At 70.9% G+C, this 25,282-nt stretch carries 24 protein-coding genes and 1 pseudogene; 13 read left to right on the forward strand and 12 right to left on the reverse strand.

Annotation, left to right across the window (positions count from 1 at the left end):
* Positions 1-80: 80 nt before the first annotated feature.
* Positions 81-2,921 carry an NACHT domain-containing protein gene (locus JIG36_RS01160; RefSeq protein ID WP_203374079.1) on the forward strand — a complete coding sequence of 947 codons (2,841 nt, stop codon included), beginning with the start codon at positions 81-83 and terminating at the stop codon, positions 2,919-2,921.
* Here JIG36_RS01160 and JIG36_RS01165 read toward each other — a convergent pair.
* Positions 2,918-3,670 carry an NYN domain-containing protein gene (locus JIG36_RS01165; RefSeq protein WP_203374080.1) on the reverse strand — a complete coding sequence of 251 codons (753 nt, stop codon included), beginning with the start codon at positions 3,668-3,670 and terminating at the stop codon, positions 2,918-2,920. The genes JIG36_RS01160 and JIG36_RS01165 overlap by 4 nt on opposite strands.
* Positions 3,671-3,744: 74 nt before the next feature.
* Between JIG36_RS01165 and eccB the strand changes: the two genes are divergently transcribed.
* A complete protein-coding gene (eccB, locus tag JIG36_RS01170) occupies positions 3,745-5,133 on the forward strand; it encodes a type VII secretion protein EccB (protein WP_203374081.1) in 1,389 nt (462 codons plus the stop codon).
* A 54-nt stretch (positions 5,134-5,187) separates the two neighbouring features.
* Here the strand turns inward: eccB and JIG36_RS01175 are convergent, their stop codons facing one another.
* Positions 5,188-5,496: a hypothetical protein gene (locus tag JIG36_RS01175; protein ID WP_203374082.1), complete on the reverse strand. Its 309-nt coding sequence runs from the start codon at positions 5,494-5,496 to the stop codon at positions 5,188-5,190.
* A 228-nt stretch (positions 5,497-5,724) separates the two neighbouring features.
* Positions 5,725-5,916, reverse strand: coding sequence for a hypothetical protein (locus tag JIG36_RS01180; RefSeq protein ID WP_203374083.1), 192 nt, complete (start codon positions 5,914-5,916; stop codon positions 5,725-5,727).
* Between the two features lie 107 nt (positions 5,917-6,023).
* Between JIG36_RS01180 and JIG36_RS01185 the strand changes: the two genes are divergently transcribed.
* The gene (locus JIG36_RS01185; RefSeq protein WP_203374084.1) at positions 6,024-6,857 is read left to right on the forward strand and encodes a tetratricopeptide repeat protein; all 834 of its coding nucleotides are present in this window, start codon (positions 6,024-6,026) and stop codon (positions 6,855-6,857) included.
* Here the strand turns inward: JIG36_RS01185 and JIG36_RS01190 are convergent, their stop codons facing one another.
* Together JIG36_RS01190 and JIG36_RS01195 are read right to left on the reverse strand one after the other, a co-directional pair.
* The gene (locus tag JIG36_RS01190; protein ID WP_203374085.1) at positions 6,858-7,457 is read right to left on the reverse strand and encodes an NAD(P)-dependent oxidoreductase; all 600 of its coding nucleotides are present in this window, start codon (positions 7,455-7,457) and stop codon (positions 6,858-6,860) included. It lies immediately after the preceding gene.
* Positions 7,445-8,230, reverse strand: a complete 786-nt coding sequence (locus JIG36_RS01195; protein ID WP_203374086.1) for an inositol monophosphatase family protein — start codon at positions 8,228-8,230, stop codon at positions 7,445-7,447. Before JIG36_RS01195 ends, JIG36_RS01190 begins: the two co-directional genes overlap by 13 nt.
* 66 nt (positions 8,231-8,296) lie before the next feature.
* On the opposite strand from JIG36_RS01195, the gene JIG36_RS01200 reads away from it, so the two are divergent.
* Positions 8,297-9,283, forward strand: coding sequence for a LysR family transcriptional regulator (locus JIG36_RS01200; RefSeq protein ID WP_203374087.1), 987 nt, complete (start codon positions 8,297-8,299; stop codon positions 9,281-9,283).
* Positions 9,284-9,631: 348 nt separating this feature from the next.
* Here JIG36_RS01200 and JIG36_RS53085 read toward each other — a convergent pair.
* A pseudogene (locus JIG36_RS53085) lies at positions 9,632-9,814 on the reverse strand (permease prefix domain 1-containing protein); the annotation flags it as partial.
* A gap of 205 nt (positions 9,815-10,019) precedes the next feature.
* Between JIG36_RS53085 and JIG36_RS54590 the strand changes: the two are divergent.
* Positions 10,020-10,577 (forward strand): transposase, encoded by a 558-nt coding sequence (locus tag JIG36_RS54590; protein ID WP_369076873.1) that lies wholly within the window; start codon positions 10,020-10,022, stop codon positions 10,575-10,577.
* Here JIG36_RS54590 and JIG36_RS01210 read toward each other — a convergent pair.
* Positions 10,474-10,740, reverse strand: coding sequence for a hypothetical protein (locus tag JIG36_RS01210; protein WP_203375046.1), 267 nt, complete (start codon positions 10,738-10,740; stop codon positions 10,474-10,476). The genes JIG36_RS54590 and JIG36_RS01210 overlap by 104 nt on opposite strands.
* Before the next feature lie 386 nt (positions 10,741-11,126).
* Positions 11,127-11,447 (reverse strand): PadR family transcriptional regulator, encoded by a 321-nt coding sequence (locus tag JIG36_RS01215; protein ID WP_203374089.1) that lies wholly within the window; start codon positions 11,445-11,447, stop codon positions 11,127-11,129.
* Positions 11,448-11,614: 167 nt separating this feature from the next.
* Between JIG36_RS01215 and JIG36_RS01220 the strand changes: the two genes are divergently transcribed.
* Positions 11,615-13,660 (forward strand): MMPL family transporter, encoded by a 2,046-nt coding sequence (locus JIG36_RS01220; RefSeq protein WP_203374090.1) that lies wholly within the window; start codon positions 11,615-11,617, stop codon positions 13,658-13,660.
* Here JIG36_RS01220 and JIG36_RS01225 read toward each other — a convergent pair.
* Positions 13,657-15,051, reverse strand: coding sequence for a protein kinase domain-containing protein (locus tag JIG36_RS01225; protein ID WP_203374091.1), 1,395 nt, complete (start codon positions 15,049-15,051; stop codon positions 13,657-13,659). The genes JIG36_RS01220 and JIG36_RS01225 overlap by 4 nt on opposite strands.
* A gap of 213 nt (positions 15,052-15,264) precedes the next feature.
* Here JIG36_RS01225 and JIG36_RS01230 point away from each other — a divergent pair, with 213 nt between their 5' ends.
* From JIG36_RS01230 to JIG36_RS01240, 3 genes are read left to right on the forward strand one after another with little or no spacing between them, the layout of a single operon-like run.
* The gene (locus JIG36_RS01230) at positions 15,265-16,545 is read left to right on the forward strand and encodes a hypothetical protein (RefSeq protein ID WP_236045477.1); all 1,281 of its coding nucleotides are present in this window, start codon (positions 15,265-15,267) and stop codon (positions 16,543-16,545) included.
* Between the two features lies 1 nt (position 16,546).
* Entirely contained in the window at positions 16,547-17,131 is a 585-nt protein-coding gene (locus JIG36_RS01235; protein ID WP_203374092.1) for a class F sortase, read from the forward strand.
* Positions 17,115-18,122, forward strand: coding sequence for a vWA domain-containing protein (locus tag JIG36_RS01240; protein WP_203374093.1), 1,008 nt, complete (start codon positions 17,115-17,117; stop codon positions 18,120-18,122). The genes JIG36_RS01235 and JIG36_RS01240 overlap by 17 nt, the downstream gene beginning before the upstream one ends.
* 9 nt (positions 18,123-18,131) lie before the next feature.
* On the opposite strand, the gene JIG36_RS01245 is transcribed toward JIG36_RS01240, so the two are convergent.
* Genes JIG36_RS01245 through JIG36_RS01255 form a run of 3 tightly spaced genes read right to left on the reverse strand, consistent with a single transcriptional unit; the run spans position 18,132 to position 21,217 of the window.
* Positions 18,132-18,446 (reverse strand): hypothetical protein, encoded by a 315-nt coding sequence (locus tag JIG36_RS01245; protein ID WP_203374094.1) that lies wholly within the window; start codon positions 18,444-18,446, stop codon positions 18,132-18,134.
* Between the two features lie 41 nt (positions 18,447-18,487).
* Complete coding sequence (locus JIG36_RS01250; protein ID WP_203374095.1) at positions 18,488-19,510, reverse strand: ComEC/Rec2 family competence protein; 1,023 nt, start codon at positions 19,508-19,510, stop codon at positions 18,488-18,490.
* Between the two features lie 3 nt (positions 19,511-19,513).
* Entirely contained in the window at positions 19,514-21,217 is a 1,704-nt protein-coding gene (locus JIG36_RS01255; protein WP_203374096.1) for a S8 family peptidase, read from the reverse strand.
* Positions 21,218-21,417: 200 nt separating this feature from the next.
* On the opposite strand from JIG36_RS01255, the gene JIG36_RS01260 reads away from it, so the two are divergent.
* The 4 genes from JIG36_RS01260 to JIG36_RS01275 are packed head-to-tail and all read left to right on the forward strand — an operon-like array spanning position 21,418 to position 25,279.
* Positions 21,418-22,050 (forward strand): hypothetical protein, encoded by a 633-nt coding sequence (locus tag JIG36_RS01260; protein ID WP_203374097.1) that lies wholly within the window; start codon positions 21,418-21,420, stop codon positions 22,048-22,050.
* Entirely contained in the window at positions 22,047-22,838 is a 792-nt protein-coding gene (locus JIG36_RS01265) for a class I SAM-dependent methyltransferase (protein ID WP_307872510.1), read from the forward strand. The genes JIG36_RS01260 and JIG36_RS01265 overlap by 4 nt, the downstream gene beginning before the upstream one ends.
* Before the next feature lie 27 nt (positions 22,839-22,865).
* Positions 22,866-24,254, forward strand: coding sequence for an APC family permease (locus JIG36_RS01270; protein ID WP_203374098.1), 1,389 nt, complete (start codon positions 22,866-22,868; stop codon positions 24,252-24,254).
* Complete coding sequence (locus JIG36_RS01275) at positions 24,251-25,279, forward strand: acetamidase/formamidase family protein (RefSeq protein WP_203374099.1); 1,029 nt, start codon at positions 24,251-24,253, stop codon at positions 25,277-25,279. Before JIG36_RS01270 ends, JIG36_RS01275 begins: the two co-directional genes overlap by 4 nt.
* The last annotated feature ends 3 nt before the right edge of the window (positions 25,280-25,282 follow it).

Here is a 25,282-nt window from a genome sequence, read left to right on the forward strand (position 1 = left end):
TGACCCACCCGAGCGTGACTTGGTAAGCACTCTCTGTGACTCGACGCGCCAGGGCTACCCGTTCCCGGACCGTTGCCCTGGTGCTCGTACTGGCCGCGGTGCCGCTCTGTCTGCTGTTGATCGGCCGCCTGCTGCACGCGCAGGGCCTGGACGACGCCGCGAACTGGGCGCAGCTGGTTTCGATCCCGCTGGCCGTCCTGCCGTTGCTGCTCCCGTCACTGAGCCGCTGGTGGCGGGCGCGCCGACCCGACCCACCGACCGCCGCGAACATCGCGGATCTGCGGACGACGTTGGCGCGGGAAATCCGCCGGCAGTGGGAGGAGGAGTCGAAGGCGCGGGGCTTGGACGACACCGCCCCCATTCCGATCCAGTGGCGCATGACCGAGGACCAGAACCTCGTGGACGTTCCGGGGAATCTCACCGAGGGTGTCCTCACCGAGGCCTCCAGCGGCGACATCGCCGCCCTGGTGGCCGACTTCCGGCGGTTGAGGCGGCCCCGTCTGGTGATCCTGGGCGGAGCCGGTGCGGGTAAGACGACGCTCGCGGTCCAGATCCTGCTGGAGCTCCTGCGCGAGCGTTCTCCGGACAGCACCGAGCGGGTGCCCCTTCTGCTCTCCGCCGCCGGCTGGGATCCCGCGCGGCACACCAACCTGTGGGCGTGGGTGGCCGAGCGGATCGCGAAAGACCATCCCGGGCACCCGGCCGAGGTGGTCAGCGCTCTCGCCGAGCGGGGTCACGTCGTCCCGATCATCGACGGCCTGGATGAGATCAGCGGGACGGCGCGTCCGGCCCTCCTCGCCGCCGTCCACGCCGCTCTCTCCGCGGACTCGCAGCTCATCCTCACCAGCCGCGCCGACGAGTACCGGGAAGCCGTCGAGGCGTACGGCCGGGTTCTGCCGTCGGCGGTGGTGATCGAGCCGCAACCGTTGTCCGCGCACGCCGCCGCCCTGTACATCGAGCAACGACTTCCGGCCGACCCCGGCGACAACTGGCGTACGGTCCTGAGCCGGCTCCGCGACGCGGACGGCACGCTCGCCGAGGTCGTCTCCACGCCGCTGGGGCTTTGGCTGCTCCACGTCGTCTACCTCACCCGGCGCGCCGATCCCGCCCCGCTGCTCGACCAGGACAGGTTTCCCGGCGCCGGCAGCCTGCGCGCCCACCTCTTCGACCGGCTGGTGGAAGCTACTCTCGAGGCCCGGCCGCCGAGCGACCGGGCAACGGACTACTTCCGGCCCCGCAACCAGTACAAGAGCGCGGACGTCGAGCGGTGGCTACGCTTCCTGGCGGCGAACCTCGATCGCCGGCGGACCCGCGACTTCGACTGGTCGGTGGACGCTCCTTCGCTCACCCGGAACAGCCGTCCGTACGGGCTCGCGTCCTGGGTGGAGCGTGCCGCCGCCGTCACCGGCGAGCTTCTGGAGCGGGCCGAGGATCTGCCGCCGCGCTGGGCCCGTACGGCCGTGGTGTTCCTTGTGCTCCTCGTCGTCGCCTCGTGTGTGCTGGTCGGCTGGCTGACCGCCCAGGTCTTCGGAACCGTCGCCGGCACAGTGACCGGAATCGGCATCGCGGTCGCGTGGATCGCCGTCCCGGCGCGGCTGTTCGAACTCTCCGAGCAGCACCAGGAGAACGGCGAGGTGGACTGGCCGACGGCCTTGTCCGCGGACTGGCAGCTTCTGCGGAGAATCGTGTTCGCCCTGCTCCCGGTCGTCACGTTCAGCCTCGCCCACGCCATGCTGGTGGCGCCGGCCGTGGCCGTGCCCCTGGCCCTGATCGCCCCGGAGGTGGGCATCGGCCGGATCGCTCTGATCGCCGCGCTGGCCGGTTCGGTTGTGGGCGCGTTCGCTGTGCCGGCCTACCTGACCGGTCTGATCCAGGCGCCCGGTCCCGGCGCCCGTCCGCCCTGGTATGGGCTAGGCCCCGGTCCGGGCCTGCGCAGCGGCGCCTTCTGGGGCATCTTCACCGGCGTTGTCGGTGGCATGTCCGCCACGCTCGCCTACGGACAGCCCGACGCCGCTCTTCCGCTGATCGTGCTCACGACCGCCACCGCCTGCGCCATGTTGGTGTCGTTCCGGGCCGTTCTGACTCCGATCCTGTTCAGTCTCACCGCTCTCGGCACGGCACTGATCAAGCGGCCGGTTCCGGCCCGGGACGAGACCGAATCGGTCGGCCTGTGGCAGTCGTCGGCAACCGGGCAACAGCAGCGCTTCGTCCAGGTCGGGGTATTGGCGGCGATGGTGAGCGCGGCGGCCGCCGTGGCTTGCCGGCTGCTGTGGGTGAATCCGATCTGGAACGAGATGACGCGGGAGGGGCCGGTCGGTTGGCTCGCCGCGCGGGTGGGTGACTTCGACGTGGCGTGGACCGGCCACCTCCGCTATGTCGTGGCGGTGGTGCTGGCCTGGCTGCTGACCATCCAGGTGTTCAGTCACCGCAGCTGGCGGCGATGGCTGGTGTGGCTGCTCATCGCTGTGCTGGTCGTCCGGCTGTGGCCCGGCTCGGCGCAACCGGACTCGTTCCGGCTCACGCTGACCGGCGACTTCTGGCGGCTGGAGGGCGACTTCCGGCTGGACATGTTCGTGGAGCTGGGCGACCGGACCGGCTCAGGAACGCTACGCGGCACTCTCGACCTCGCCGATCTGGCCGTGCCCGGAGACCTGCGCCGGGCCCTGCTGATCTGGCTCGGCATCCTGGTCCTGGGCACCGCGCTCGGGCTGTTCTGGCGTATCGACGGCGGGCAACCGCGTGTCTGGTGGTACAACACCGTCACCGGGGCGCCTCGGGTGTTGACCGGGCATCTGCCGGCCGATCTGGTGACGTTCCTGGACGACGCGCACCGGCTCGGCCTGCTGCGTTCGGTCGGCACCACCGTCTACCAGTTCCGGCACGCCGAGTTCCAGGACCACCTCGCCCGGCAGAACGGCTAACCTTCCTTTTTCGTACGGCGTCGCTTGTCCCGTACGAGAATCAGCGCCTTCTTTCCCGCCCCGGTGTCGCGCCGTTCCAGGTCGAAGAGGTTGATCGCGGTGATCAGGTCGCTCAGCTTGCTGTAACCGTAGGTGCGGGAGTCGAAGTCGGGGCTCTGGTTGGTCAGGATCTGGCCGACGTGCGACAGCGTGGCCCAGCCGTCGTCGTCGGAGGCGGCCTCGACGGCGTTGCGCAGCTGGTTGAGCAGGGCCGCGTTGTTGCGCAGCTGGGCGGCCGCGCTGAGCTGCACCGGCTCGGGGGCGGTGGGGCCGGTCAGGTTCTCGGTGTAGATGAACTTGTCGCAGGCCGCCACGAACGCCTTCGGGGTCTTGCGCTCGCCGAAGCCGTACACGGTCAGGCCGGACTCGCGGATGCGCGAGGCGAGCCGGGTGAAGTCGCTGTCGCTGCTCAGGATGCAGAACCCGTCGAAGCGGCCCGTGTAGAGCAGGTCCATGGCGTCGATGATCATGGCCGAGTCGGTGGAGTTCTTGCGGTTCGTGTACGCGAACTGCTGCATCGGCTGGATCGACTGGGCCAGCAGCTCGTCCTTCCAGCCCTTCAGGTTGGGGCCGGTCCAGTCCCCGTACGCACGGCGGACGTGGGCCGTGCCGTACTTGGCGATCTCGGCCAGCAGCGCCTCGATGATCCGTGGCTGCGCGTTGTCGGCGTCGATGAGCACGGCGAGCTTCGCGTCGTTGTCGGTTGCCATGACACTCCCTTTCCGGACCGGACCCCCGCTAGCCTAGGGGCCACGGCATCGAACCGGGCCTCTACAGTGAGGCCATGCCGACGCGCCAGGACCAGCTCCACTCGTATCAGTACGCGATGCAACGAGTGGTGGCGGCCCTGGTCAGCCGGGACCCCGACCCGGCCCGGTCACCCATGCGCCGGGCCGGCATGACGGCCCTGGTCAGCCTGCTCATCGCGGCGATCGCGGTCGGTGGCGTGGCGGTCTACGGCATCCTGACCGGCAACGGCAGCACCAGCCCGCGCGACGCGAGCGTGATCCTGCAGGAGAAGGGCACCGGCGCCCAGTTCGTCTATCTCAAGGCGGACAGCCGGCTGCACCCGGTGCTCAACTTCAGCTCGGGTCTGCTGCTCTCCGAGGGCAACCCGGCCCCGGTGAAGGGCATCTCGGCCCGCAAGCTGTCCGACGTGCCGCTCGGCCCGGCCCTGGGCATCCCGGGCGCGCCCGACTCGTTGCCCGAGCGCAAGTCGCTGCTGACCGGCTCGTGGTCGGTCTGCACCCAGCGGGAAGACGCCGGGCTGCGCTCGACGGTGCTGGCCGGCACCACCCCGTCCGGCGGGCGGCTGGCCACCGCGGCCCGCGAGGCCCTGCTCGTGCGGGAGCCCAGCGGCCGGGTGTCGCTGGTCGACGGCAACCGCAAGTTCAGCATCCCGCCCGGCCGCGAACTGGTGACCCAGCGCGCGCTCGGTTACGCCGCGCAGACGCCGTGGCCGGTCACCACGGCCTGGATCAACGCCGTTCCCAGCGGCCCCGACCTGGTCGCGCCCCAGCTGCCCGGCGCCGGCGGCCAGTCCCCGGCCAACGGGCTCGAGATCGGTCAGGTGGTCACCGACAACGGCCGCACCCAGTTCGCGGTGGTGCTGGTCGACGGGGTGGCCGCGGTGACCCCGTTCCAGGCCCGCCTCTTCCAGGCGGTGCCGGGCCGCGAGACCGAGCCGGTCGAGGTCAACAACTTCATCAACCTGCGCGAGTCGCAGACCCGCATCACCGACGCCGGCCAGCCGGGTGGGCTGCCCTCCGGCGTACCGAAGCTGGCCGAAGGCACCCCGTCCCGGGCCTGCGTGACCCTGCCCATCCGCGACCAGGCCCGCGACGGCATCCGCATCGACCCCACAGTTCCCGAAGGTACGGCGATTCCCGGCTCGACGTTCGACGGAGGTGTGCGCGCCGACGCCGTCTTCGTGCCGCGCGGCGCCGGAGCCGTGGTCGGCTCGCAGGCCAACCCCGACGCGGACCAGCTCGGCACGATCAGCATCGTCACCGACACCGGCACGATGTTCCCGCTGGCCGGTCCCGAGCTGCTGCAGAAACTGGGCTACGGCAACGTCAAGCCGGTGGCCGTGCCCAGCGAGATCCTGAGCCTGCTGGCGCCGGGGCCGTCGCTCGACCCGGCCCGGGCCAAGCTCCCGGCCGGAACCAGCTGACCGCGAACCGCCGGGATTGAACGGAACGTGTCCTCGTTTCGGCGGATGGCGGCGTCACGACGACGCTGAGAGCGTCGGCGCAATGAGCGGACGGAGCATGCTGCCGGTGCTGGGCACCGCGGTGGCCGCGGTCGTCGGGGTGATCACCAACGTGGTGACCGACATGAAGGGCGCGGCGCTGGTCGCCGGTGGGGCGGTGCTGGTTCTGGTGGTGGCTGTCCATGGACTGATCTCGTGGATGCAGGCCCGCACACCGGAACCGCCCGGACCGGTGCGGCAGTCGCTCGGCCGCGGCTCGATCGCCCCGCCGGTCGGGTTGAGCCCGAAGCACCTTCGCGGCCGTACGGACCTGGTCGAGGCCACGATCGCGGCGCTGGTCGAGCCGGACGGGCAGGCCCGGGTGCTCAGCGGTCTCGGCGGCGCCGGCAAGACGGCCCTGGCCCTGCACCTGGCGCAGGAGTTCAGCCGACTGGGCGGCCAGAGCTGGTGGCTGAGTGCGCGCGACGAGACGTCCCTCGATTCCGGCCTGCGGGACCTGGCGGCGGCGCTCGGCATCGACGGCGAGCAGATCAAGGCACGCCAGCACAGTGGTCAGAGCGTGCTGGAACTCGTCTGGGCCGCTCTGGAGGAGCAGACCTCGCCCTGGCTGCTCGTCGTGGACAACGCCGACGACCCGGAGCTGCTCGCGGCGCGGGACGCCCAGCACGGGCAGTTCCAGCCGGTCGAGCCGCAGCCACGGCGTACGGAGATAGGTGTCCGCACCCGCGACGGGAACGGCGTCATGCGGGGCTCCGCGAAGGGGACAGTGGTGGTGACCAGCCGGGTCAGCAGTCGACACGCGGTCCGAACGCCAGAGCGGCATCTGGCCGCTGCTCGCACCGCACCTCGGTGTGCTCGCTCCGGAGCTCGCGGACGCCGAGGTGCCGCAGCGGGAGATGTATCTCGAAGCAGCCGACCGCATCGCCCGGGGGCTGCGGCACGCGGGCGACTTCCGGGCCGCGTACATGATCGCGGCCGAGGCCCGGACCGTCGCCCGCACCGTCGGCCGGGACACGGCCTGCGCCCTCGCCGTGCGGCACACCTACGCCTACCTGACCGACGACATGGGCAACTTCGAGGAGGCCGAGGCCGAGTACCGCCTGCTGCTGGCCGACCTGACCGCGCTGCGGGGCGAGCGCGACGCCGAGACGCTGACCACCCGCGACCATCTCGCTTTCGCGCTGAACCGGCAGGGCCGGCGGGCCGAGGCGCTGACCGAGTACGAGCGGGTGCTCGAGGACCGCGTGGCCGTGCTGGGCAAGGAAGCCGAGCCGACCCTGACGACACGCGACAACCTGGCCAAGGTGCTGTACGGGCTCGGCCGTTTCGCCGAGGCAGCGGAGCATTTCGAGATCGTCCTGGCCGTACGGGCCCGCACACTCGGCCGCGACGACCGGCGGACGCTGATCACCCGGAACGGGCTCGCGATGGCGAGGGCCGCCCTCGGCGAACTCCGGTGGGCCGAGCGGGAGTTGCGCGATGTCCTGCGGGAACGGGAGAGCCGTTTCACCGCCCGGCATCCGGCGACCCTGCGGACGAAGCACGACCTGGCCGTCGTTCTGCGTCGTTCGGGCCAGGAGGTGGAGGCGTCGGAACTGTTCCGCCAGGTGGCCAAGGACCGGGCCGAGGTTCTGGGACCGGACCACCCCGACACCCTCGCCTCGCGGGCCGAACTCGACCGCTGATCAGAGGGGCACCGCGATCGTGCCGGGGAATTGGGGGTTCTGGGCCTCGTCGAGCATGGTCGCGGCCACGTTTGCGCGGCTCACGGTGGCCGGGAACAGGCGGCGTGGGGCCTCGGCGACCGGGACCGCGCGCGGGTGGGTCGACACTGGACGGTTGGTGAGCGGGCCGGCGTGGAAGACGGTTCCGCCCGCGTCGAGGACCGTGTTGTCGGCGGCGACCTTGTCGGGGAGTTCGCGGCGCAGGGCCACGGTCAGCACGGCCCGGGTCACCGCGCTCGCGGCCGAGGCGGAACGGCCGGTGCCGAACGCGCCCAGCCAGATCACCCGGGGCACCCCGGAGGCGACGGCGGCCCGGGCTCCGGCGGTCAGGGTCAAGGGCGGGCTTTCCCGTACGAGGCCCAGCCCGGAAAGCAGCACGTCCCCCTCGACGGCGATGGACGTCGGGTCGTGGACGTCGCCGCGGACGACCGTGAGGCCGGGGCGGGGCTCTACGGCTCGGGGGTCACGGGCGATCGCCGTCACCGCCAGGCCGCGGTCGAGGGCGCCGCTCACCAGCAGCCGGCCGGTCGCGCCGGTGGCTCCGAGGATCACGACGCGCACAACGCCTCCAGGGCGGCGGCGTGGATTCCGGGGGCGGCGGCCAGGTAGCCGTCGCTGGTCAGGTCCCACGGCCAGCCGTCGAGGGCGGTCACCACACCGCCGGCCTCCTGCACGAGCAGCACCGGGCCGATGTGGGAGCGGACGTTGTCGAACTGCCAGTGGGCGTCCATGCGGCCGACCGCGACCTGGGCGAGCTGGTGGCCGACGGGGACGGACACTCGTACGTACAGGGAATGCTGCATCATCGTGGCCACCGAAGCACCGAGACGAATGGCGGGCGCCGCGTCCCGGCCGGGCTTGGCCTGACCGGTGCCGACCAGTGCCGCGGTGAGGTCACGCTTGGCGCTCACCCGCAGACGGGAGCCGTTGAGGAACGCGCCGCCGCCCGCGGTCGCGGTGAACATCTCGTCGGCCAGCGGCGCGTAGAGGACGGCCAGCACCGGCCGGCCGTCGCGGACCAGGCTGACACCGATGTTCCAGTCGGTCATGCCGTGCACGGTATTGACGTTGCCGCCGACCGGGTCGACCACCCAGCGGTCGCCGCCGGCGATGGGACCGGACGCGTGCTCGTCCTCCTCCCAGCCCGAGCCCGGGAGCGCGTCGGTCAGGGCCGGCCGGAGCAGGTCGGTGACGGTGTCGTCGTTGTCCCGCAGCGCGGCCAGGAGGGTGTCGAGATCGGCCGGGCGGCTCTCGGTGGAGTAGCGCTCAAGCAGTAGCGCACCTGCCGCCCGTACGGCGTCAATTGTCTTGGTCTGAAGGTCGTTCTCGGTCATGGATCGAGCATCGGGCAGCCTCGGCCTATCGTCCAATGCAACCTTGTAAAGCTATTGTTTACTGTCATGCAACTGGATCTGAACCTGTTGACGGCGTTGCACGCGCTGCTGGAGGAGAACAGCGTGACCGGCGCCGCCGAGCGACTGCGGCTGTCGGTGCCGGCCGTCAGCCGTACGCTGGGCCGCATCCGCAAGCTGACCGGCGACGACATCCTGGTGCGCACCGGCCACACGATGACCCCCACGCCGTACGCGCTGGCCGTCCGCGACCGCATCGGCGGCATCCTCGCCCAGGCCCAGGACGTGCTCGCGCCGGCCCGCGACTTCGAACCGGCCACCCTCGAGCGCGTCTTCACGCTGCAGTGCCACGACGCGCTCGCCACCGCGCTGGCGCCGCCGCTACTGAGCGCGTTCGCGTCGCAGGCACCCGGAGTGAGCCTGCGCCTGCCCGCCGAGGCCGCCGCCGACAACGACGACCTGCGCCACGGCCGGGTCGACCTGCAGATCGGCGCCGGCCGCCCCCAGCTTCCCGAGTTCCGCTCGGCCACCGTCGGTCACGACCGGCTCGTCGTGGTGCGCCGACGCGACGGTTCCGGGCCACTTGACCTTCCCGCGTACGCGTCCCGGCCGCACATCTTGCTGTCGCGCCGGGGCCGTCTCACCGATCCGGTCGACGAGCAGCTGGCCGCCGCCGGGTTGAGCCGTCGCGTGCTGGCCGCCGTCGGCACCAGCGCCACCGCCCTGCACATCGTGAGCCGGAGCGACGCGGTCACGACCGTTCCCGAGGCGTCCTGCCGTCCGCTGATCGAGGCCCTCGGCCTGGTCGCCGACGACCCGCCGCTGCCGCTCCCCCACCCGCCGATGGTCTGCGTCTGGCACCAGCGCTACGACACCGATCCCGCCCACGCCTGGCTACGCGCCCGGGTGCGCGACGCCGTGAACGACCTGCCATTCCGGACGGGCGGCGGCGAGCGTGCGTCCGGCGCTGACAACCGCCGCCAGCAGGGGCAGCAGGAGCAGCAGCCCCGCGAAGAGCCACAGCGACACCGGTGAGGAGCTGCCGACGAGCATGCCCACCGCCATCGCCGGCAACAGCAACGAACAGGCGAACGTGAGGATCGCGGTGCCCCGCGCCAGCCGACGCCCGACCCGCACCCACCGGTTGCCGACGGTGACCGCGACCAGCCCCAGAACCGCCGCACACAACATGGCGAAGCCGCCGTATTCGATCGCCTGGTCGAGCATCGCGTACCACCACGTGCCGGGCGCCTTGCCCTCGTCGGCCAGCCCGGCCAGGTTGACGCCCTGATCCCAGAGAAACGGCTGGCACACCAGAACAGCGGACAGAATCAGCGCCGTACGCCGGGAGGCCGCGACCGCCAAGGTCGTCTGATAGGCGTCGGCGATCTCGTCGACCGGCCCGAAGTCGGCTTCGGCCCGCGCCCGGGCGTCCCGCTCGGACCAGCCGGCGTCAACGAGGGCTGCGGTGGCGTCTTCGAGGTGGTCGGACGCCTCTTGCAGCAGGTCACGTTTGGCCCGCCGCGGCCCGGTGAGGGCGGCGTCGAGCTGGGCCAGGTACGTCACGCGGTCATCCTGCCAACCCCTCGCACCCGGTCACATCGGGTATTCCCCCTAGGAGGTCCCGAAACAGTCCCGCTCTCCACGGGGGACTGCTCGGTCGCCTGATCCGGTAGGCGCCGAAGCGGGGCTTAGAAGCTCCTAGCACGATCTGCTGAGTCGATCGATGTCGATCAGGACCAGGGGTGAAGATCAATCTCGTTCGACCGTCATGAGCAAGGCGTGGATCGTTGACGACGAGTCGTGGAAGCTGATCGACCCGCTACTGCCGCCGTGGCCGCAGAAGTCACCGGGGCCGCAGCCGGTCCCGGGCCGGTCGTGCTTGCAGGGCATCCTGTTCGTGCTGCACACCGGGATCGGCTGGGAAGACCTGCCTCAAGAGCTCGGTGCCGGGACAGGCCCGTCGCCGGTCAACCCCGGCCAGCGTGGCTCCAAGGACCACCTGAGCTGCGACGGCAACGGCACCCCGATCTACGTGCTGACCAGCGGCGCGAACGTACCCGACGTCAAACCAGCCCTCGACCTGCTCGACTGCTACCCGCCGATCGTCGGCCGGGCAGGCCGGCCCCGCCGACGCTTCGCAACCCTGCTCGCGGACAAGGCCTACAGCAGCGCGGCGTTCCGCCCGGCCTGCCGGGATCGCGGCTTCGCTGGGCGAGCGGCGGCTACGAAGCGGTGTAGATCCTCTGGTCGGTGCCGGGATCAATCAGCGATGCCACCTCGCTGGTCAAGAACACGTCCACAGCAGCACCCTCCCGGCCGGGGCTGATATTCGTCGTAACGTGAGCCCACTGGTCGCCGATGTCGTATCCCCACGCGATGTCGTACACGACCAAGCGACGACCGTCCTGGAGCATCACGACGGTCTCCACACCATCGCGATCGTGAAGCAACTTCACCAGATCCTCATCCAACTCTGGCAGCCGGGCCATGAGTACACGCTACCGAGACTCCCGCAGCGGCCCTCCGGAGATTGTGATTGAGACCCTTAGGAGGTCCCGAACCAGTCCCCACCCTCCACGGGGGCACCCCACCAACGCCATTATCGCGTGGCACGGTGATCAACGAGGGCCGCCGAGGGCCGCGCTGTGGACAACGGCCCGGCTGTGGACAACACACCGGGTAATCGGGCCTGCCTGAGCATGCCGCCGACGACCCCGGACAACTGTGCCGATCGGCGCCGCCGACTGCTCGCACCCGCTCGAGCACGCTCCGGGGAGGCGCAGCCGAATGATCAGGCTCACCTGAGCACGTCCAGGAAAGCGCGGCCGAATACTCACGCCCGCGCGAGCACACCCCCGAAACCGCCGCCGGGTGGTCACGCCTGTTTGAGGACGTTGCCGACCACCCGGGCGAACTGGTCCCACTCGGCTCGGGCCGCCTCCAAGCGTTTGCGACCCGCGCGCGACAACGTGTAAGTGCGGCGCCGCCGGCCCGAGTCTTCGGACCAGTCACTGCTCAGGTAGCCGGCCGCCTCCAACCGGCGCAACGCCGGGTAGACCGTGCCGGTCGGCAGGTCGAGCTCGCCCCCGCTGCGGGCGGCCAACGCCTCGATGATCGCGTAGCCGTGCCGGGGCCGGCCCTCGACCGTGGCGAGGATCAGCGCGTCGAGGTGACCGCGGAGCGCGTCGGCTTTCACGTAGACAGCCTACACAAAGCGAGCACGTAGACAGCCTACATAAAATCGGCATGTAGACAGCCTACGTATAGCCCAGTTATGTTGGCCGTCTACATGTAGGCACGCTACCTAACGGGAGAAGAGCCGTGCTGCTTGAGGCGCGCACCGCAGAAGACCGGGACACCCGGATGACCAGGCTCGCGGGCTGGTCCCAGCGCCACCACTGGGCCGCCATCGGACTGTGGATCGTCGCGTTGGCCGCGATCCTGGCCGGGTCGACCGCGGCCGGCAGCGACTACCGCAACGACTTCTCACTGCCGGGCACCGAGTCGGAACAGCTGCTCGACGCGTACGACCAGCGGCAGGGCGACAGCATCACCGTGGTCGTCCAGGCCGCCGGCGGGATCCAGGGGCAGCAGGCCCGCATCGACGCGCTGCTGGACGACCTGCGCGGGCTCGCGCACGTGACGGCCGTCCAGCCGCCTGACCCCCGTACGGGAAGCGTCTCGGCCGACGGCACCGTGGGACTGGCCACCGTGGTGCTCGACGAGGCCGCCGGGTTCGTCCCGGCCGACGACAAGCGCGCCATCCTGGACACCGCGCTCGGCCATGACCGTGACGGCCTGCGGGTCGAGCTCTCCGGCGACGCGATCCGCGAGATCGAGGAAGGGGGCGGCGGCCCGGGCGAGGGCGCCGGGATCCTGGCGGCGCTGGTCATCCTGCTGTTCCTGTTCGGCTCGCTGCTCGCCGCGTCGCTGCCGCTGATCACCGCCGTCTTCGCCGTGGGCACCACGTTCGGGCTGGTCGGGCTGGCCTCGCACGTGATGACGATCCCGGACTACACGGCGCCGATGCTGATCCTGGTCGGGCTCGGTGTCGGCATCGACTACGCGCTGCTGGTGTTCGCGCGCTACCGCTCCGAGCTGCTCGGCGGCGCCTCCCGTGACGTGGCCGGCCGGATCGCGCTCGACACCGCGGGCCGCTCGGTGCTGTTCGCCGGGGCCACCGTCGTGATCGCGCTGCTCGGGCTCTACACGCTGGGGCTGGGCGCTCTCGAGGGCGTGGCCCTCAGCGTCACCCTCACCGTGCTCATGACCATGCTGGCCTCGCTCACTCTGCTCCCGTCGCTGCTGACCATCTTCGGCCGGCGGATCGAGCGCAACATCCTCAAGCACGCCGCGCGCACCAAGCGTCAGGGCCGCCGCTGGCGGGAATGGGCGTCGCTCGTGCAGCGCTGGCCGGTGCCGGCCTTGCTGGTCGCCGTGGCCGCTCTCGCCGCGCTGTGCGCCCCCGCGCTCGGCATGCGGCTCGGGCTGGCCGACGAGGGCAACGATCCGGCGGGCAGCACCACGCGGCAGGCGTACGACCTGATCGACGAGTCGTTCGGGCCGGGCGCCAACGGTCCGCTCGTGATCGTGACCCTCGACGGCGACCAGGCCAAGGCCCAGACCGCGTACGAGGCTCTGGGCCGCCACCCGGGCGTGGCCGACGTGACGCCCCCGCAGCCGTCGGAGGACGGGCAGCTGATCACCAGTCTCGCCTTCCCGACGACGTCGCCGCAGGCGGCCGAGACCGCCGATCTGGTGCGGGCCCTGCGCGCCGACCTGCCGGACGGGGTGCTGGTGGGCGGGCCGACCGCGGCCACGGTGGACTTCGCGGCGGCCGTCGGCGAGCGGTTCCCGCTGTTCATCGGGGCCGTCGTCGGGTTGTCGGCGCTGCTGCTCCTGCTGGTGTTCCGGTCGGTGGCGATCGCGATCAAGGCAGCCGTGCTCAATCTGCTCTCGATCGGCGCCTCGCTCGGCGTGATGGTCCTGGTCTTCCAGAACGGCTGGCTCTGGGCCGAACCGGGTCCGATCGAGGCCTACGTACCGGTGATGATTTTCGCCATCGTGTTCGGGCTGTCCATGGACTACGAGGTGTTCCTGGTCTCGCGGATGCACGAGGAGTGGTCCCGTACGCGCGATGCCCGCGAAGCGGTCCGCGAGGGGCTGGCCAAGACCGGCAGTGTCATCACGGCCGCCGCCGCCATCATGATCGTGGTCTTCGGCGGGTTCGTGCTCAGCCCCGACCGCATGCTGCAGATGATGGGGCTCGGCATGGCGACCGCGGTGCTGCTCGACGCCCTGATCATCCGTTGCCTGATCGTGCCCGCGGTGATGCGCCTGCTCGGCGAGAGGGCCTGGTGGGCGCCTCGATGGTTGCAGAGGACCCTTCCCGCCGTACGGGTCGACTAGATCGGCCGGAGAGTCGGGATCACGGTCAGCAGGGTCGGAAGGTCGGCTGACCAGTCGGCGGCCGGGGCGCGCCAATCCACGGCGTAGGCCCGGTCGCCCACCGGCACGACCTGGCGCAACGCGCGCATCCGTCCGGCCTTCGGGTCGTCGTACGAGTATTCCCACACGGCGCCCGCTGTGTCGGGCACGTTCGTGATGCGGATACGCCGGTAGTCGGCCAGCGAGGACCTGCTCTCGGTCGTAGTGAGCGCGACCACCGGATCACCCGGGGCCGTCCACGCGGACACACCCATCACCGGGTTGCCGCCGGGGGCGGTGCAGGTCAGACGCCCGTCCTTCCACGCCGGACGCCAATCGCGCGGCATCGCCACCCGGAACTCGCCGTCGGGCTCGGTCCACCACGCGAAACCGGCGGGCAGCCCGACCGGCGTCGCCGACGGCACGGTCACGGACGGGCTGGGCGCGGCGACCGGCGGCGTGGGTCGCTGGTCGGCGAACGCGACACCCGCGAAGGCGATCGCCGCCGCGGCCGCCACCGCCGTTCCGGTGCGGACCACAGTGGCCCGGCGGGAGGCGGGCGCGATGCGGCGCAACCGGCGGCGCACCTCGTCGGCCGTCATGCGCTCGGCCGGATCGCGGCGCATCAGCCCGAGCAGCACCGGCGTCAGCGGGCCGGCCAGCACGGGCGGGTCGGGGGTGCCGGCGTCGGCCGCGTGCAGGGCGTCGTCGGTGGTGTCGCGGGTGAACGGGGTGCGGCCCTCGACCGCGTGGTAGAGCGTGGCGCCCAGCGACCACAGGTCGCAGCGCTCGTCGGTGACCAGGTCGAAGAGGCGTTCCGGGGCAACGTACTTCGGGGAGCCGAGAATGACGTCGGCCTCGGCCAGCGCCGCCACCCCGGCCCGGCTTCCGGCCGGTCCGAAGTCGGTGAGCACGGCCCGGCCGTCCTCGGCGATCAGCACGTTGGACGGTTTGACATCCAGGTGCAGCACGTCGGCGTCCCAGGCGGCGGTGAGCGCGGCCACCAGGTCGAGGCCGATCGCGGCGACCCGGGCCGGGGGCAGCGGGCCCTGGTCGAGGATCAGGTCGAGCAGGGAGCGGGACGGCACATATTCCATGACGATCCACGGGGCGTCGCCGTCGAGTAGCACGTCGAGCGTGCGGATCACGTTGGGGTGGCGGATGCGGGCGAAGGCACGGGCTTCTCGCGGGACCCACAGCCTCACGAGGGAACGCTTCTCCGCGGTGAGCGACTTGGGCAGACCGCACTTCTTCAGCGCGACCGTGCGGCCCGTGCGCTCGTCGGCGCCGAGCCAGACGTGCCCGAGGCCGCCCTTGGCCAACGGCCCCAGCACACGCCAGCGCGTGGCGATCAGGTCGCCTGCCGCCGTCATCGCCCGCTCCATCTCCTCGCAGTGCCCGCCAGCACCCCTAAAAAATACTCTGCCCATGCACGCCTGAATGTCGGTGATCTGCCGACCACCACCCGCCATACGGTCGGCCACGTCATCCGTCCGGTGGAGTCGAACAATGTCGATGGCGGGCGTAATGTCTGCGGGGCGAGACGGTGTGGCCTGGGAAGACAACGACGAAGTTGGATCGGGCGGATGCGGAGACTGGGATACCGGATCGCGGCGGTCGCCGTGGTCACGGTGACAGCGGCCGGAGTGGCAGCGGTGCGGGCGACGGCCTCGACCGAACCGGCGGCGGTGGGCCGGATGGTCGCGGGCACGGCGTCCCTGGCCCCGGCGAGCAGCCCGGCCGACCTGGCGGTGCAGTTCGAGGCGCTGCTCGGGCAGCACTCGGTGCTCGCCGCGAACATGATGCGCAGCCGGTTCCGCGGCGACGACGACTTCGTGCAGGCGGCCAACGCGTCGCTCGGCAAGAACACGAACGACATGACCGCGCTGGTCGGGCAGTTGTTCGGCGACGCCACCGCGCAGAAGTTCCGGCCGCTGTGGTCGGAACATGTGGTCACCCTCTTCGCGTACGCGGGCGCCCTGGCCGACCACGACGACGCCGCACGGTCCGAGGCCCTCGAGGAACTCACCGAGTACGAAGGTGAGCTGGCCGCGTTCTTCTCGGGCGCGTCGCAGGGGCGGCTGCCGCTGGCCACCGCCCGCAGCCTCGTGGTCATGCACATCGAGCACCTGACCGGGCAGGCCGACGCCTACGCGGCCGGCAACTACGCGAAGGCCGACGCGCTCTCCCGGGCCGGTTTCCAGCACACGTACGACCTGGGTCTGGGCCTGGCCAAGGCGCTGCTCCCGCCGTCCGACACCAAGGTGCTCGACGAACCGGTCTGGCGGCTGCGCTCGCAGCTGGGCAAGCTGCTGGCCGAACACGCCGTGCTGATCGAGGACGCGACCCGGGCCGCGGTCACCCGCACGCCCGACTTCACCGCCTCGGGCCAGTCGCTCAACGCCAACACCAGCGACATCGCCGCCGCCATCGACACCCTCTTCGGCGCTCCGGCGGCCCGGCAGTTCCAGACGTTGTGGGCCGCACACGTGGAGGCGCTGGTCTCGTACGCGGCGGCCACCGCGAGCGAGGATTCGGCCCGGCAGCAGGCGGCCCGCGACAAGCTGAACGGCTTCGAACAGACGATGGGCAAGTTCCTGTCCGGCGCGACCAACGGGCGGGCCACCCCGGCGGTGATGGCGGCGGCGCTGTCCGAGCACGACCGGATGCTGCTCGAGCACGCCGACGCGTACGCGGGCAAGCAGTACGCGAAGGCCCACGACATCGCCTACCAGACGTACGACCACATGTTCCACCTCGCCCGCACGCTGGCCGACGCGTTCGGCCGCGCGGTGGCCGAGCGGCTGCCCAAGGGAGGCGCACAGACCGGGTTCGGCGGCATGGCCGGCATCGTGGAGCAGAACTGACATGCACCGCTTCGCGGCCCTGCTCGTGGTGGCGCTGGCGCTGGTGGCCGGGTGCGGCCCCGAGAAGAACACGCCGGCGCCGCCCTCCAGCGCCGCGGGCGCGAACCCGGCCGACAGCTTCGAGTCGAGCACGACGTACGAGACCGTGGCCCGGCCGGTCCGCATCCGCATTCCCGCCCTCGAGGTCGACAGCAAAATCATCGATCTCGGGCTGCGGAAGGACGGCTCGGTCGAGGTCCCGCCGAGCGTGGCCGAGGCCGGCTGGTGGGACGGCGGGCCGCGCCCCGGCCAGGACGGCCCGGCGGTGATCCTCGGGCACGTCGACTCCTCAGACGGGCCCGGCATCTTCATCAACCTGCACAAGGTCAGGGCGGGCACGGTGGTCGAGGTCGACCGGGCCGACGGCAGCACCGCCACGTTCAAGGTGACCAAGGTGTCGCGGGTCGCCAAGACCCGATTCCCGACCGACCTCGTGTACGCACCCTCCCTCGACCCCACGCTGCGCCTCGTCACCTGCGGGGGCAGCTTCGACCAGGCCCGCGGAAGCTACCGTGACAACGTCATCGCCTATGCGGCCGCGGCTTAAGCGCTTGCTGTCCGCCCCCGTCGCGGCCGCGTTCCTTCTGAGCCCGGGTGCCGTGCCGCTGCCGGTCGAGGCGGTGCTGGCCGGTGAGCAGCAGACGTCGGTGGTGGTCGACCTCAGCGCGAGCACCCGATCCGGAGCCCGTACGGCGGAGGTGACGACCGACGGCGTACGGCGTGAAGCCTCCCTGACCCCGCTGATGTCCTCGGGCCTGGCCGTGACGATCGTGGTCGACACGTCGGCCGACGCCGAACCGGCCTGGCTCAGCGCCGGCGCCCGGTTCATCCTGGAGGCGCCGTCCGGCACGTGGGCCACGGTGATCGGCGACTCGTCCCCCGCCGCCACGATCGCCGCCCCGCAGCAGGACCGTTCCGGCATCGTGGCCGCGCTCGGCGGCGTACGCCCGCACGGCTCCCGCGACACCGCGGCCGCCCTCACCCTGGCCGCGAAGCAGTTCCCCGACGTGCCCGCGGGCCGCAAGGTGGTCGTCGTCTACACGGGCGCAGCCGACGCCGGCGGTCCCTCCGCGGAGGCGCTGGCCGACCGTTTCCGCGCCGCCGACTCCATCCTGGTGGTGGCCACCAGCGCCGACGCCAGTCCCTATTGGAGCACCGCAGCCGAGGCCACCGGCGGCTTCTTCGCCCCCGCCGGCAACCCGGTCGTGGTGCCCGCCCTCGACCAGGTCGAGACCACTTTGCGCGGCCGTTACCTGGTGCAGTTCCCCACCCCGGCCGACCGCCCGGCCGCGGTGCCGTTGCGGGTGACGACCCCCGACCTGACCCTGACCGCCGACGTGGCGGTGCCGGCCGCTCCCCCACCGTCCTCGACCGGCCCGGAACGCGCCCTGATCGCCGCCGCCTCCACCACGGTCGCCCTCGTCCTGCTGGCCCTGCTCGTCACGTGGCTGGTGCAGCGCCGCACCCGCCGTCGCCGCCGCCCACCCCCGATCGTGATCGCCCACGGCCGCGCCACCGTCCCCCCACGCTCGGACTGACCGACGCCGTCACCGGGCCGGCGACCGGAAACGAGACGGGCGCCTCTTCGCCTCCGGCGCGGGCGTGGCGCGCTCGTACTCGAAGGACACCTTCCGGTCCTCCGCCAGCATCTCGGAGAATTCCGACGCCGCCCGGTGTTTCTCACGAGCCAGCAGGCTGGGCCCGGAGACCACCAGCAGAATGCCCGCCAGCAGGGTGACGACGTACTCGACGGTCCCCAGCGGCCTCGACGCCCACAGCGCGCCGAACATGGCATATGCGATCAGCAGGGCGCCGACCACCGAGATGGTGCCGGCGGGCACGGGTGAGACAGCGCGTTTCACGGCCCGAAGTGCATCGGCCAGCTCCACCGGTTCAAAACCTCTCATGCGGAGGGACCTCCTTCATCGTGGAGAACAACCCGGACACCCGGCTGGTCAGCCGCCCGTACCCGAATCCCGAATCCGTCGTCCGAATCACGCCGGTGGAACGAGGGCATCGGGTTCGTCAGATGAACGGTGAAGGACTCGCCCCGGCGGGAACGGGCGATCCAATCGAGCACGTCGGGGTGCGGGTGTCCGTGGGTGCCGTTCGCGGAGACAACGTAGTGGTCGGCCGTGACCGCCTCGAAGAACTCCGGTGTGACGTTGGCGCTGCTGCCGTGATGGGGAACCTTCATCAGCGTGACGTGCAGCCGGCCGCCGTCGAGCCGCCCGGCTTCGGCCAGACCGGCCAGAATGTGATCGCCTCGCGCGTCCCCGGTGAGAAGCATCGTGACGCCGTCGTACGCGAGCAGCAGCACGATACTCGCCTGGTTGAAGACGTTCGCATCGCTGTACGCGGCGGCCGTGGCCTGCGCATCGGATCGCTGCCATCGCGCCCACTGCGCGGCGAGTTCCGCCGGTCGAGGGCCGACGACGACGATCGACATGCCCTCCACATCGGCGCGGAGGCCCGCCGTCACGACGCCACCCAGCGGCGGATTTCCCGCCAGCCCGAGCAGACCGGCGAGATCACGGACCTCACGGCCCTGCTTGATGCTCTGACTCACCGCGGCCGCCGCGCCGGCCCTGGCTCCGGCCGCGGGCATCCCGGGCTCGGGGGCGTTGTGCCAGAGCCGGTCGATCCGCCAGGGCGACTCCAGCCGGGCGTCGTGGGCGTCGCGCATCTCGTTCAGCAGCCTCAGCACCCCGTCGATGTGGTCGGCGTCGATGTGACTCACCGCCACCAGGGCCAGGCGCGCGGAGGTTCCATTCCCGGCCAGGGCCAGCAACCGGGGCCGAAGAGTGCCGGTCCAGACGCCCGATGGGCCGCCGTCGATGAGCGCCACATGGGTGGCGTCCCCACGGCCCCACCGTACGATCAGGCTGTCGCCGTGCTTCGCGTTCAAGGCCTCGAAGGTCAGCACGACTCAGAGCGCCTGCATCGCGCGGAGAACGTCGAGCAGGCCGTGGCCCTGGAAGGACGGTGCTCGGCCGAGGTCGGTGGCCGAACCGCACAGGATCTCTTTGACCCGCTCCGGACGGCCCAGCAGCTCGCGGTGACGGGACATCAGCATCGCCGCGGCGCCGCTGACGTGCGGCGCGGCCTGACTGGTACCGGTCATCCGGCGCATGCCGGAATCGGGGATCGGTCCGTCGATCCGCTCGCCCGGCGCGAGCAGGTCCGGCTTGATCCGGCCGTCCGCCGTGGGCCCGCGCCCGGAGAAGAAGCTCACGCCGTGCCGGTGCGGGTCGGTGCGATGGGTAGCGCCGACGGTGATCACCGATTCGGTGTTTCCCGGGTCGGTGATGCTGATCGCTCGATGCGAGGTGCCGTCGGACAGCCGTGACCCGTTCTCGTCGACGAACGCCGCGTTGCCCGCGACCGTCACCACGACGACTCCGGAACGGACCAGCTTGTCCGCCTCCACGCACACGGGAGTCCAGCCGCAGGAGTAGTTGGCGACCTCGTGCTTCAGCGCGAAGCTCAGATTGGCGCCGGCCACGACCGGAAACGTCGATCGCTCGTTCTTCCATCGAAGGAACTGCAACGCCGCCAGAATGTTGAACTCGTCGCCGGTGCCGTCCTGTTCGAGCACCCGGATGTCCCACATGCGGATATCGGGGCAGATCCCCCGCAGTTTCTCCTCGCTCCAATTCCCGCCGAGCACGCCCGCGACGTGTGTCCCGTGGTCGTCCACCGGTGGTTCGTAGTTCTTGTCGTCTTGGGGCACCAGCAGCTTGTGCTCGATCTCGTGCCAGTCGACGAGAAAGCCGTCGAACTCGGCCATCACGGTCCGGAACCTGGTGAAGTCGTACGTCGCCGTGATCCGTGAACCGTCCGACGGTGACCCGTCCGGTCCGCACAAGGCGAAGGCCGGGTGCCGGGCGTCGATTCCGGAGTCGAGGACCGCCCAGGTGATGTTCGCGCAACTGACGTCGAACAACGAACCGGCCGCGTCGGCCTTGACCGTGCGGCGCGACTCGGTGACGGCGATGCGTGCCTTCCGGTTCAACGTCACGGAACCGATCGGACCGGAATCCGACGGACTCCCCGGCAACGCGACCCAACCGTCGAAGGTTGCTGTCAGCTGCTCGTCAACGGCCGGGACCAGCAGGCTGACCAGAGCCGGCAGCGCTTCGGACGGCCGGTTCTCGAACTGGCGGCGCTGGACTGCGGTCAGAAGGCGAGTGAACCAGCGCAGTTCCTCCCAGTCCTCCACGGCCCGCCGTTGCGCCCGCCCATCGTCCTCGGTGCGGGTCGGCCGGACCGAGGTGAACATGATGCTTACGCTGTCCCGATCCTCGTTCAACGCCGACTCCAGCCTGGTCAGGCTGGATTCCAGAGTTGTCAGCGGCAGGATGCTCTGAACGAGCTCCGCGAAGGTCACCCGTACGGCCACGTAGTCACCGGAAACGGCAACGTCGGCACCGCCGCCCAGTTCGGACTCCAGCTCCTCCGCCAGTTCCTCCGCGCTCCACTCACTCGCGTGGAGCATGAGGTCGTGGCGCCGGCCGGGCTCGTCGTCGGTGGCGAAGGCCAGCCAGACCTCGTACCGGACCGGGCAGTCGGTGGCGAACGGCAGCAGGGGATTTCTGCCGGAGAAGACCAGATCGAACTCTCGCCGCTTCATGGTTGCCCGTCCCGTTCGTCGCCGACCCCCGTCGACCGAGGCACCACTCTGCCCGACGGCCGAGGGGAACGCCATGCCAGACACCCGACAGTGCGGGAGTTACCGGCATCAACGCCTACCGGATGCCGGATTCAGGTGTTTCGTCGCTCGTGGAGGGGTACGGGATGAAGATCCGCTGACCGTTCAGGAGGTTCTTCCCCGTGCGTACGACCCCGGTTCTCACCACCGCCGCCCTCGCCGGCATCGCTCTGTCGTTGACGGCGTGCAGCGCGGCCGAGGAGTCGCCGTCGGCCGGCACCACGTCGAACGCGGCGGCCGACACCACCGTTTCGTCGGCGCCCACACCGGCGGCCGAACCCACGAGCGCGGCCGTTGCCCCGGTCGAGGACATCCTCGCGGGCGAGCGGCAGACGCTGATCCACATCTCGGAGGACGACAAGGACTGGAGCGCCACCTACGAGGGCCCGATCGCGATCGGGGACGGCACCGACGACGGCGCCCGGTTCCGGCTGGTGCCGGCCAAGGGCGACCAGTACCTGATCGAGGCGCTGCGGGCCCGTGAGGAAGGCGGACGGTGGTGCGTCCGGGCCGACACCCGCGACGAGCCGGTCAGCGTGGGCACGGTGAAGTGCGCCGAGAACGAGACCACGCTGTTCCGCATCACGCCCACCGGCGAGAAGGACGACAAGGGCCGCCCCACCCACGTCATCTCCAACGAGAAGTACGGTGCGGTCCAGGTCAGGAACGACGGCTCGGCGCTCTACATCCAGGAGCTGGGCGACGGCGGCGGCCGCGGCAACTACAGCTTCGTCGACCGCGGCCCCGTCGAGTGAGCACCGACGACCTGTTCGATGCGTCGGCGATGTACGACGAGGACTATCTGCATTTCTTCGCCACACCCGCGGCCCGGTCCCCGACACACGGACCGGTGGTCGGGACGGCGTACGCGGGCGCCTCGGAAATCGCCGACCGGGTCCGGGCCCTGCCGGGTCCGGACCCCGGTCCGGAGGTGCTGGACCTGGCCTGCGGTCACGGCGCCCTGGCCAACGAACTGGCGGCGCGGGGCGCGCGGGTGACCGGCCTCGACTCGTCCGAGGTCTTCCTGCGACGGGCCCACAACGATGCGGCCGCAAGGGGCGTGGAGGTCGATTACGTTCACGGCGACATGCGGAGCCTGCCCACCGGATGGACCGGCCGTTTCGACCGGGTGATCTGCTGGACGACCGCGTTCGGCTACTTCGACGACACGACGAACCGGGCCGTCCTGCGCGAGACGGCCCGGGTTCTCCGTCCCGGCGGCCGCCTGGCCATGGACCTCGACAACCTGCCGGCGTTCCTGACGTCGTACACCCCGTCGCGGGTCACGACCGCTCTTGACAACGGCGACATGCTGGTCGACCGCCACCGCTTCGACCCACTGACCGCGCGTTTCGAGGTCGAACGTACGGTCGTTCGCGACGGCCGCGCCCGCACGCTGACCTTTGTGAAGCGGCTGTTCGGCTTCCCCGAGCTGCGCGACTGGTGCACCGAGGCCGGCTTCACCGACGTGGCAGCATACGGCGAGGACGGCCGGCCTCTGACTGCGAGCCACCACAGGATGGTCGTCGTCGGTGTTACCTGAACCGCGAAATGAGATTAGCGTGCGTCTATGGGCGAGGACCTGCAACGGTTCGGGTACTCCCAGGAGCTCAGCCGCTCGCTGAGTTTCGGGGATCTGCTGATCTACGGGCTCGTCTTCATGGTGCCGATCGCGCCGTTCGGGATCTTCGGCAGCGTCTACAGCGGCTCCGGCGGGATGGTCGCGCTGGCCTATGTGGTCGGCATGGTGGCGATGATGTTCACCGCTCTCTCGTACGCGCAGATGGTGCGCGCCTTCCCGATGGCCGGCTCGGTCTACAGCTACGCCGGCCGCGGGATCGCGCCGCCGGTCGGGTTCCTGGCCGGCTGGGTGATCCTGCTCGACTACGTGCTCGTGCCGGGGCTGCTCTATCTGGTGGCCGGCGTCGCCATGCACTCGCTGGTGCCGGGCGTGCCGGTCTGGCTCTGGCTGGTCGCGTTCGTCGTGCTCAACACGGCCGTCAACTATCTCGGCATCAGGATGACGGCCCGGGTCAACCGGGTCATGCTGCTGGCCGAGCTGGTCATCCTGGCCATCTTCCTGGTCGTCGGCATCGTGGCTCTGGCCGGCGGCAAGGGCGAGGGCTTCTCGCTGTCGCCGCTGTTCAACGCGGACACCTTCGAATGGTCGGTGGTGTTCGGCGCGGTGTCGATCGCCGTGCTGTCGTTCCTCGGGTTCGACGGCATCTCGATGCTGGCCGAGGAGAGCCGCGAGGAGGCCCGCCAGATCGGCCGGGCCATGGTGGGTGCGCTGCTGCTGGCGGGCACGCTGTTCGTGGTGCAGACCTGGGTCGCCTCGCTGCTGGTGCCGGACGCGCCGGGGCTGCTGGCGAACGGTGATCCGGAGGGCACCGCCTTCTACGACGCCGCCCGGGTCGCCGGTGGCGCCTGGCTGGCCGACCTGACCGCGCTGGCCACCGCGATCGCCTGGGGTTTCGCCAATTCGCTGGTGGCGCAGGCGGCGACAAGCCGATTGCTGTACGCCATGGCGCGCGACCGCCAGATGCCGCGTTTCCTGGCCCGCGTCAACGAGCGGCACCGCGTCCCGGCCAACGCCACCCTGGTCGTCGCGGTCGTGTCGCTGGCCCTCGGTCTCTCCATGGCGAGCCGGGACGACGGCATCTCGCTGCTGTCCACGCTGGTCAACTTCGGCGCCATGACCGCTTTCCTGGCGCTGCACGTGGCCGTGGTCGTGCATTACGTCGTACGCGGGGGCAGCCGCGACTGGTGGCGGCACCTGATCGTGCCGGTGGCCGGCTTCCTGATCCTGCTGTACGTGGTGATCAACGCGAACATCGCGGCCCAGGCGCTCGGCTTCGCCTGGCTCGGGGTAGGCGTGATCGTGCTTATCGTCTTCTACGTGACCGGCCGGAAGCCGGAACTGGCGGGAATGAACGAGCACGAGGGAGACCGCACATGACCGACGTCGTCAGCTACCGTCCCAGCCCCGAGGAGCTGTCCTACACGTTCGGCGGCCGGGAGCCCGTACGCCGGGTCGAGCCGGGCACGGTGCTCGACCTCTACACCGAGGACTGCTTCGGCGGGCGGGTGCGCGACGTCGGTGACCTGCCCTCGGTGGTCTGCGAGTTCCCCTATCTCAACCCGGTCACCGGCCCGTTCCACGTCGAGGGGGCCGAACCCGGCGACACCCTGGCCGTGCACTTCGTCGCGATCGTGCCGGCCCGCGACTGGGCCGTGTCGTCGACGTTCCCGCACTTCGGGGCGCTGACCGGCACCCACACCACGGCCACCCTGCACCCGCCGCTGGACGAGCTGGTGTGGCGCTACGACGTCGACGTGGCGGCCGGGGTGGTGCGCTACCACGCCCGGCGCAGCGGCTTCAGCGTCGAGCTGCCGCTGGACCCGATGCACGGCACGGCCGGGGTCGCGCCGGCCGCGTTCGAGAGCCGCATGACGATCGTGCCCGACGCGCACGGCGGCAACATGGACACGCCCGAGCTGCGGGCCGGGGTGACCGCCTATTTCGGGGTGAACGTGCCGGGGGCGCTGTTCGCGCTGGGTGACGGGCACTGCCGGCAGGGCGACGGCGAGGTCTGCGGCACGGGCGTCGAGGCGGCCATGAACACGGTGGTGATCCTCGACCTGATCAAGGGGGTGTCCACCCCGACGCCACGGTTCGAGACCGACGACGCGCTGATGTCGGCCGGGTCGGCGCGGCCGCTGGAGGACGCCTACCGGATGAGCCAGCATGACCTGGTCACCTGGACGGCCGGGCTGACCGGGCTGGACCTGCTCGACGCCTACCAGCTGATCAGCCAGGCCGGCGAGGCGCCCGTGGGCAACGTGTGCGACCCCAACTACACGATGCTGGCCAAGGTCGCCAAGGAGTTCCTGGGCGGCGCCACCGCGTACGGGGAAATCCACGACCGCCTCCGCGCGACGGCCCGCGCCTATCGGGCGGAACCGGATCGCGGGTCCCGGTAGTCC

Origin of the sequence: Paractinoplanes ovalisporus (assembly GCF_016834655.1) — a bacterium.
Lineage (GTDB): Bacteria > Actinomycetota > Actinomycetes > Mycobacteriales > Micromonosporaceae > Actinoplanes > Actinoplanes ovalisporus.

Coding starts and splice junctions, on each gene's coding strand:
- JIG36_RS01165 (WP_203374080.1), bottom strand. CDS start 3,670: ATGGCAACCGACAACGACGCGAAGCTCGCCGTGCTCATCGACGCCGAC.
- eccB (WP_203374081.1), top strand. CDS start 3,745: ATGCCGACGCGCCAGGACCAGCTCCACTCGTATCAGTACGCGATGCAA.
- JIG36_RS01180 (WP_203374083.1), bottom strand. CDS start 5,916: ATGACGCCGTTCCCGTCGCGGGTGCGGACACCTATCTCCGTACGCCGT.
- JIG36_RS01195 (WP_203374086.1), bottom strand. CDS start 8,230: ATGACCGAGAACGACCTTCAGACCAAGACAATTGACGCCGTACGGGCG.
- JIG36_RS01200 (WP_203374087.1), top strand. CDS start 8,297: ATGCAACTGGATCTGAACCTGTTGACGGCGTTGCACGCGCTGCTGGAG.
- JIG36_RS54590 (WP_369076873.1), top strand. CDS start 10,020: ATGAGCAAGGCGTGGATCGTTGACGACGAGTCGTGGAAGCTGATCGAC.
- JIG36_RS01210 (WP_203375046.1), bottom strand. CDS start 10,740: ATGGCCCGGCTGCCAGAGTTGGATGAGGATCTGGTGAAGTTGCTTCAC.
- JIG36_RS01220 (WP_203374090.1), top strand. CDS start 11,615: ATGACCAGGCTCGCGGGCTGGTCCCAGCGCCACCACTGGGCCGCCATC.
- JIG36_RS01225 (WP_203374091.1), bottom strand. CDS start 15,051: ATGACGGCGGCAGGCGACCTGATCGCCACGCGCTGGCGTGTGCTGGGG.
- JIG36_RS01230 (WP_236045477.1), top strand. CDS start 15,265: ATGCGGAGACTGGGATACCGGATCGCGGCGGTCGCCGTGGTCACGGTG.
- JIG36_RS01235 (WP_203374092.1), top strand. CDS start 16,547: ATGCACCGCTTCGCGGCCCTGCTCGTGGTGGCGCTGGCGCTGGTGGCC.
- JIG36_RS01240 (WP_203374093.1), top strand. CDS start 17,115: ATGCGGCCGCGGCTTAAGCGCTTGCTGTCCGCCCCCGTCGCGGCCGCG.
- JIG36_RS01255 (WP_203374096.1), bottom strand. CDS start 21,217: ATGAAGCGGCGAGAGTTCGATCTGGTCTTCTCCGGCAGAAATCCCCTG.
- JIG36_RS01270 (WP_203374098.1), top strand. CDS start 22,866: ATGGGCGAGGACCTGCAACGGTTCGGGTACTCCCAGGAGCTCAGCCGC.
- JIG36_RS01275 (WP_203374099.1), top strand. CDS start 24,251: ATGACCGACGTCGTCAGCTACCGTCCCAGCCCCGAGGAGCTGTCCTAC.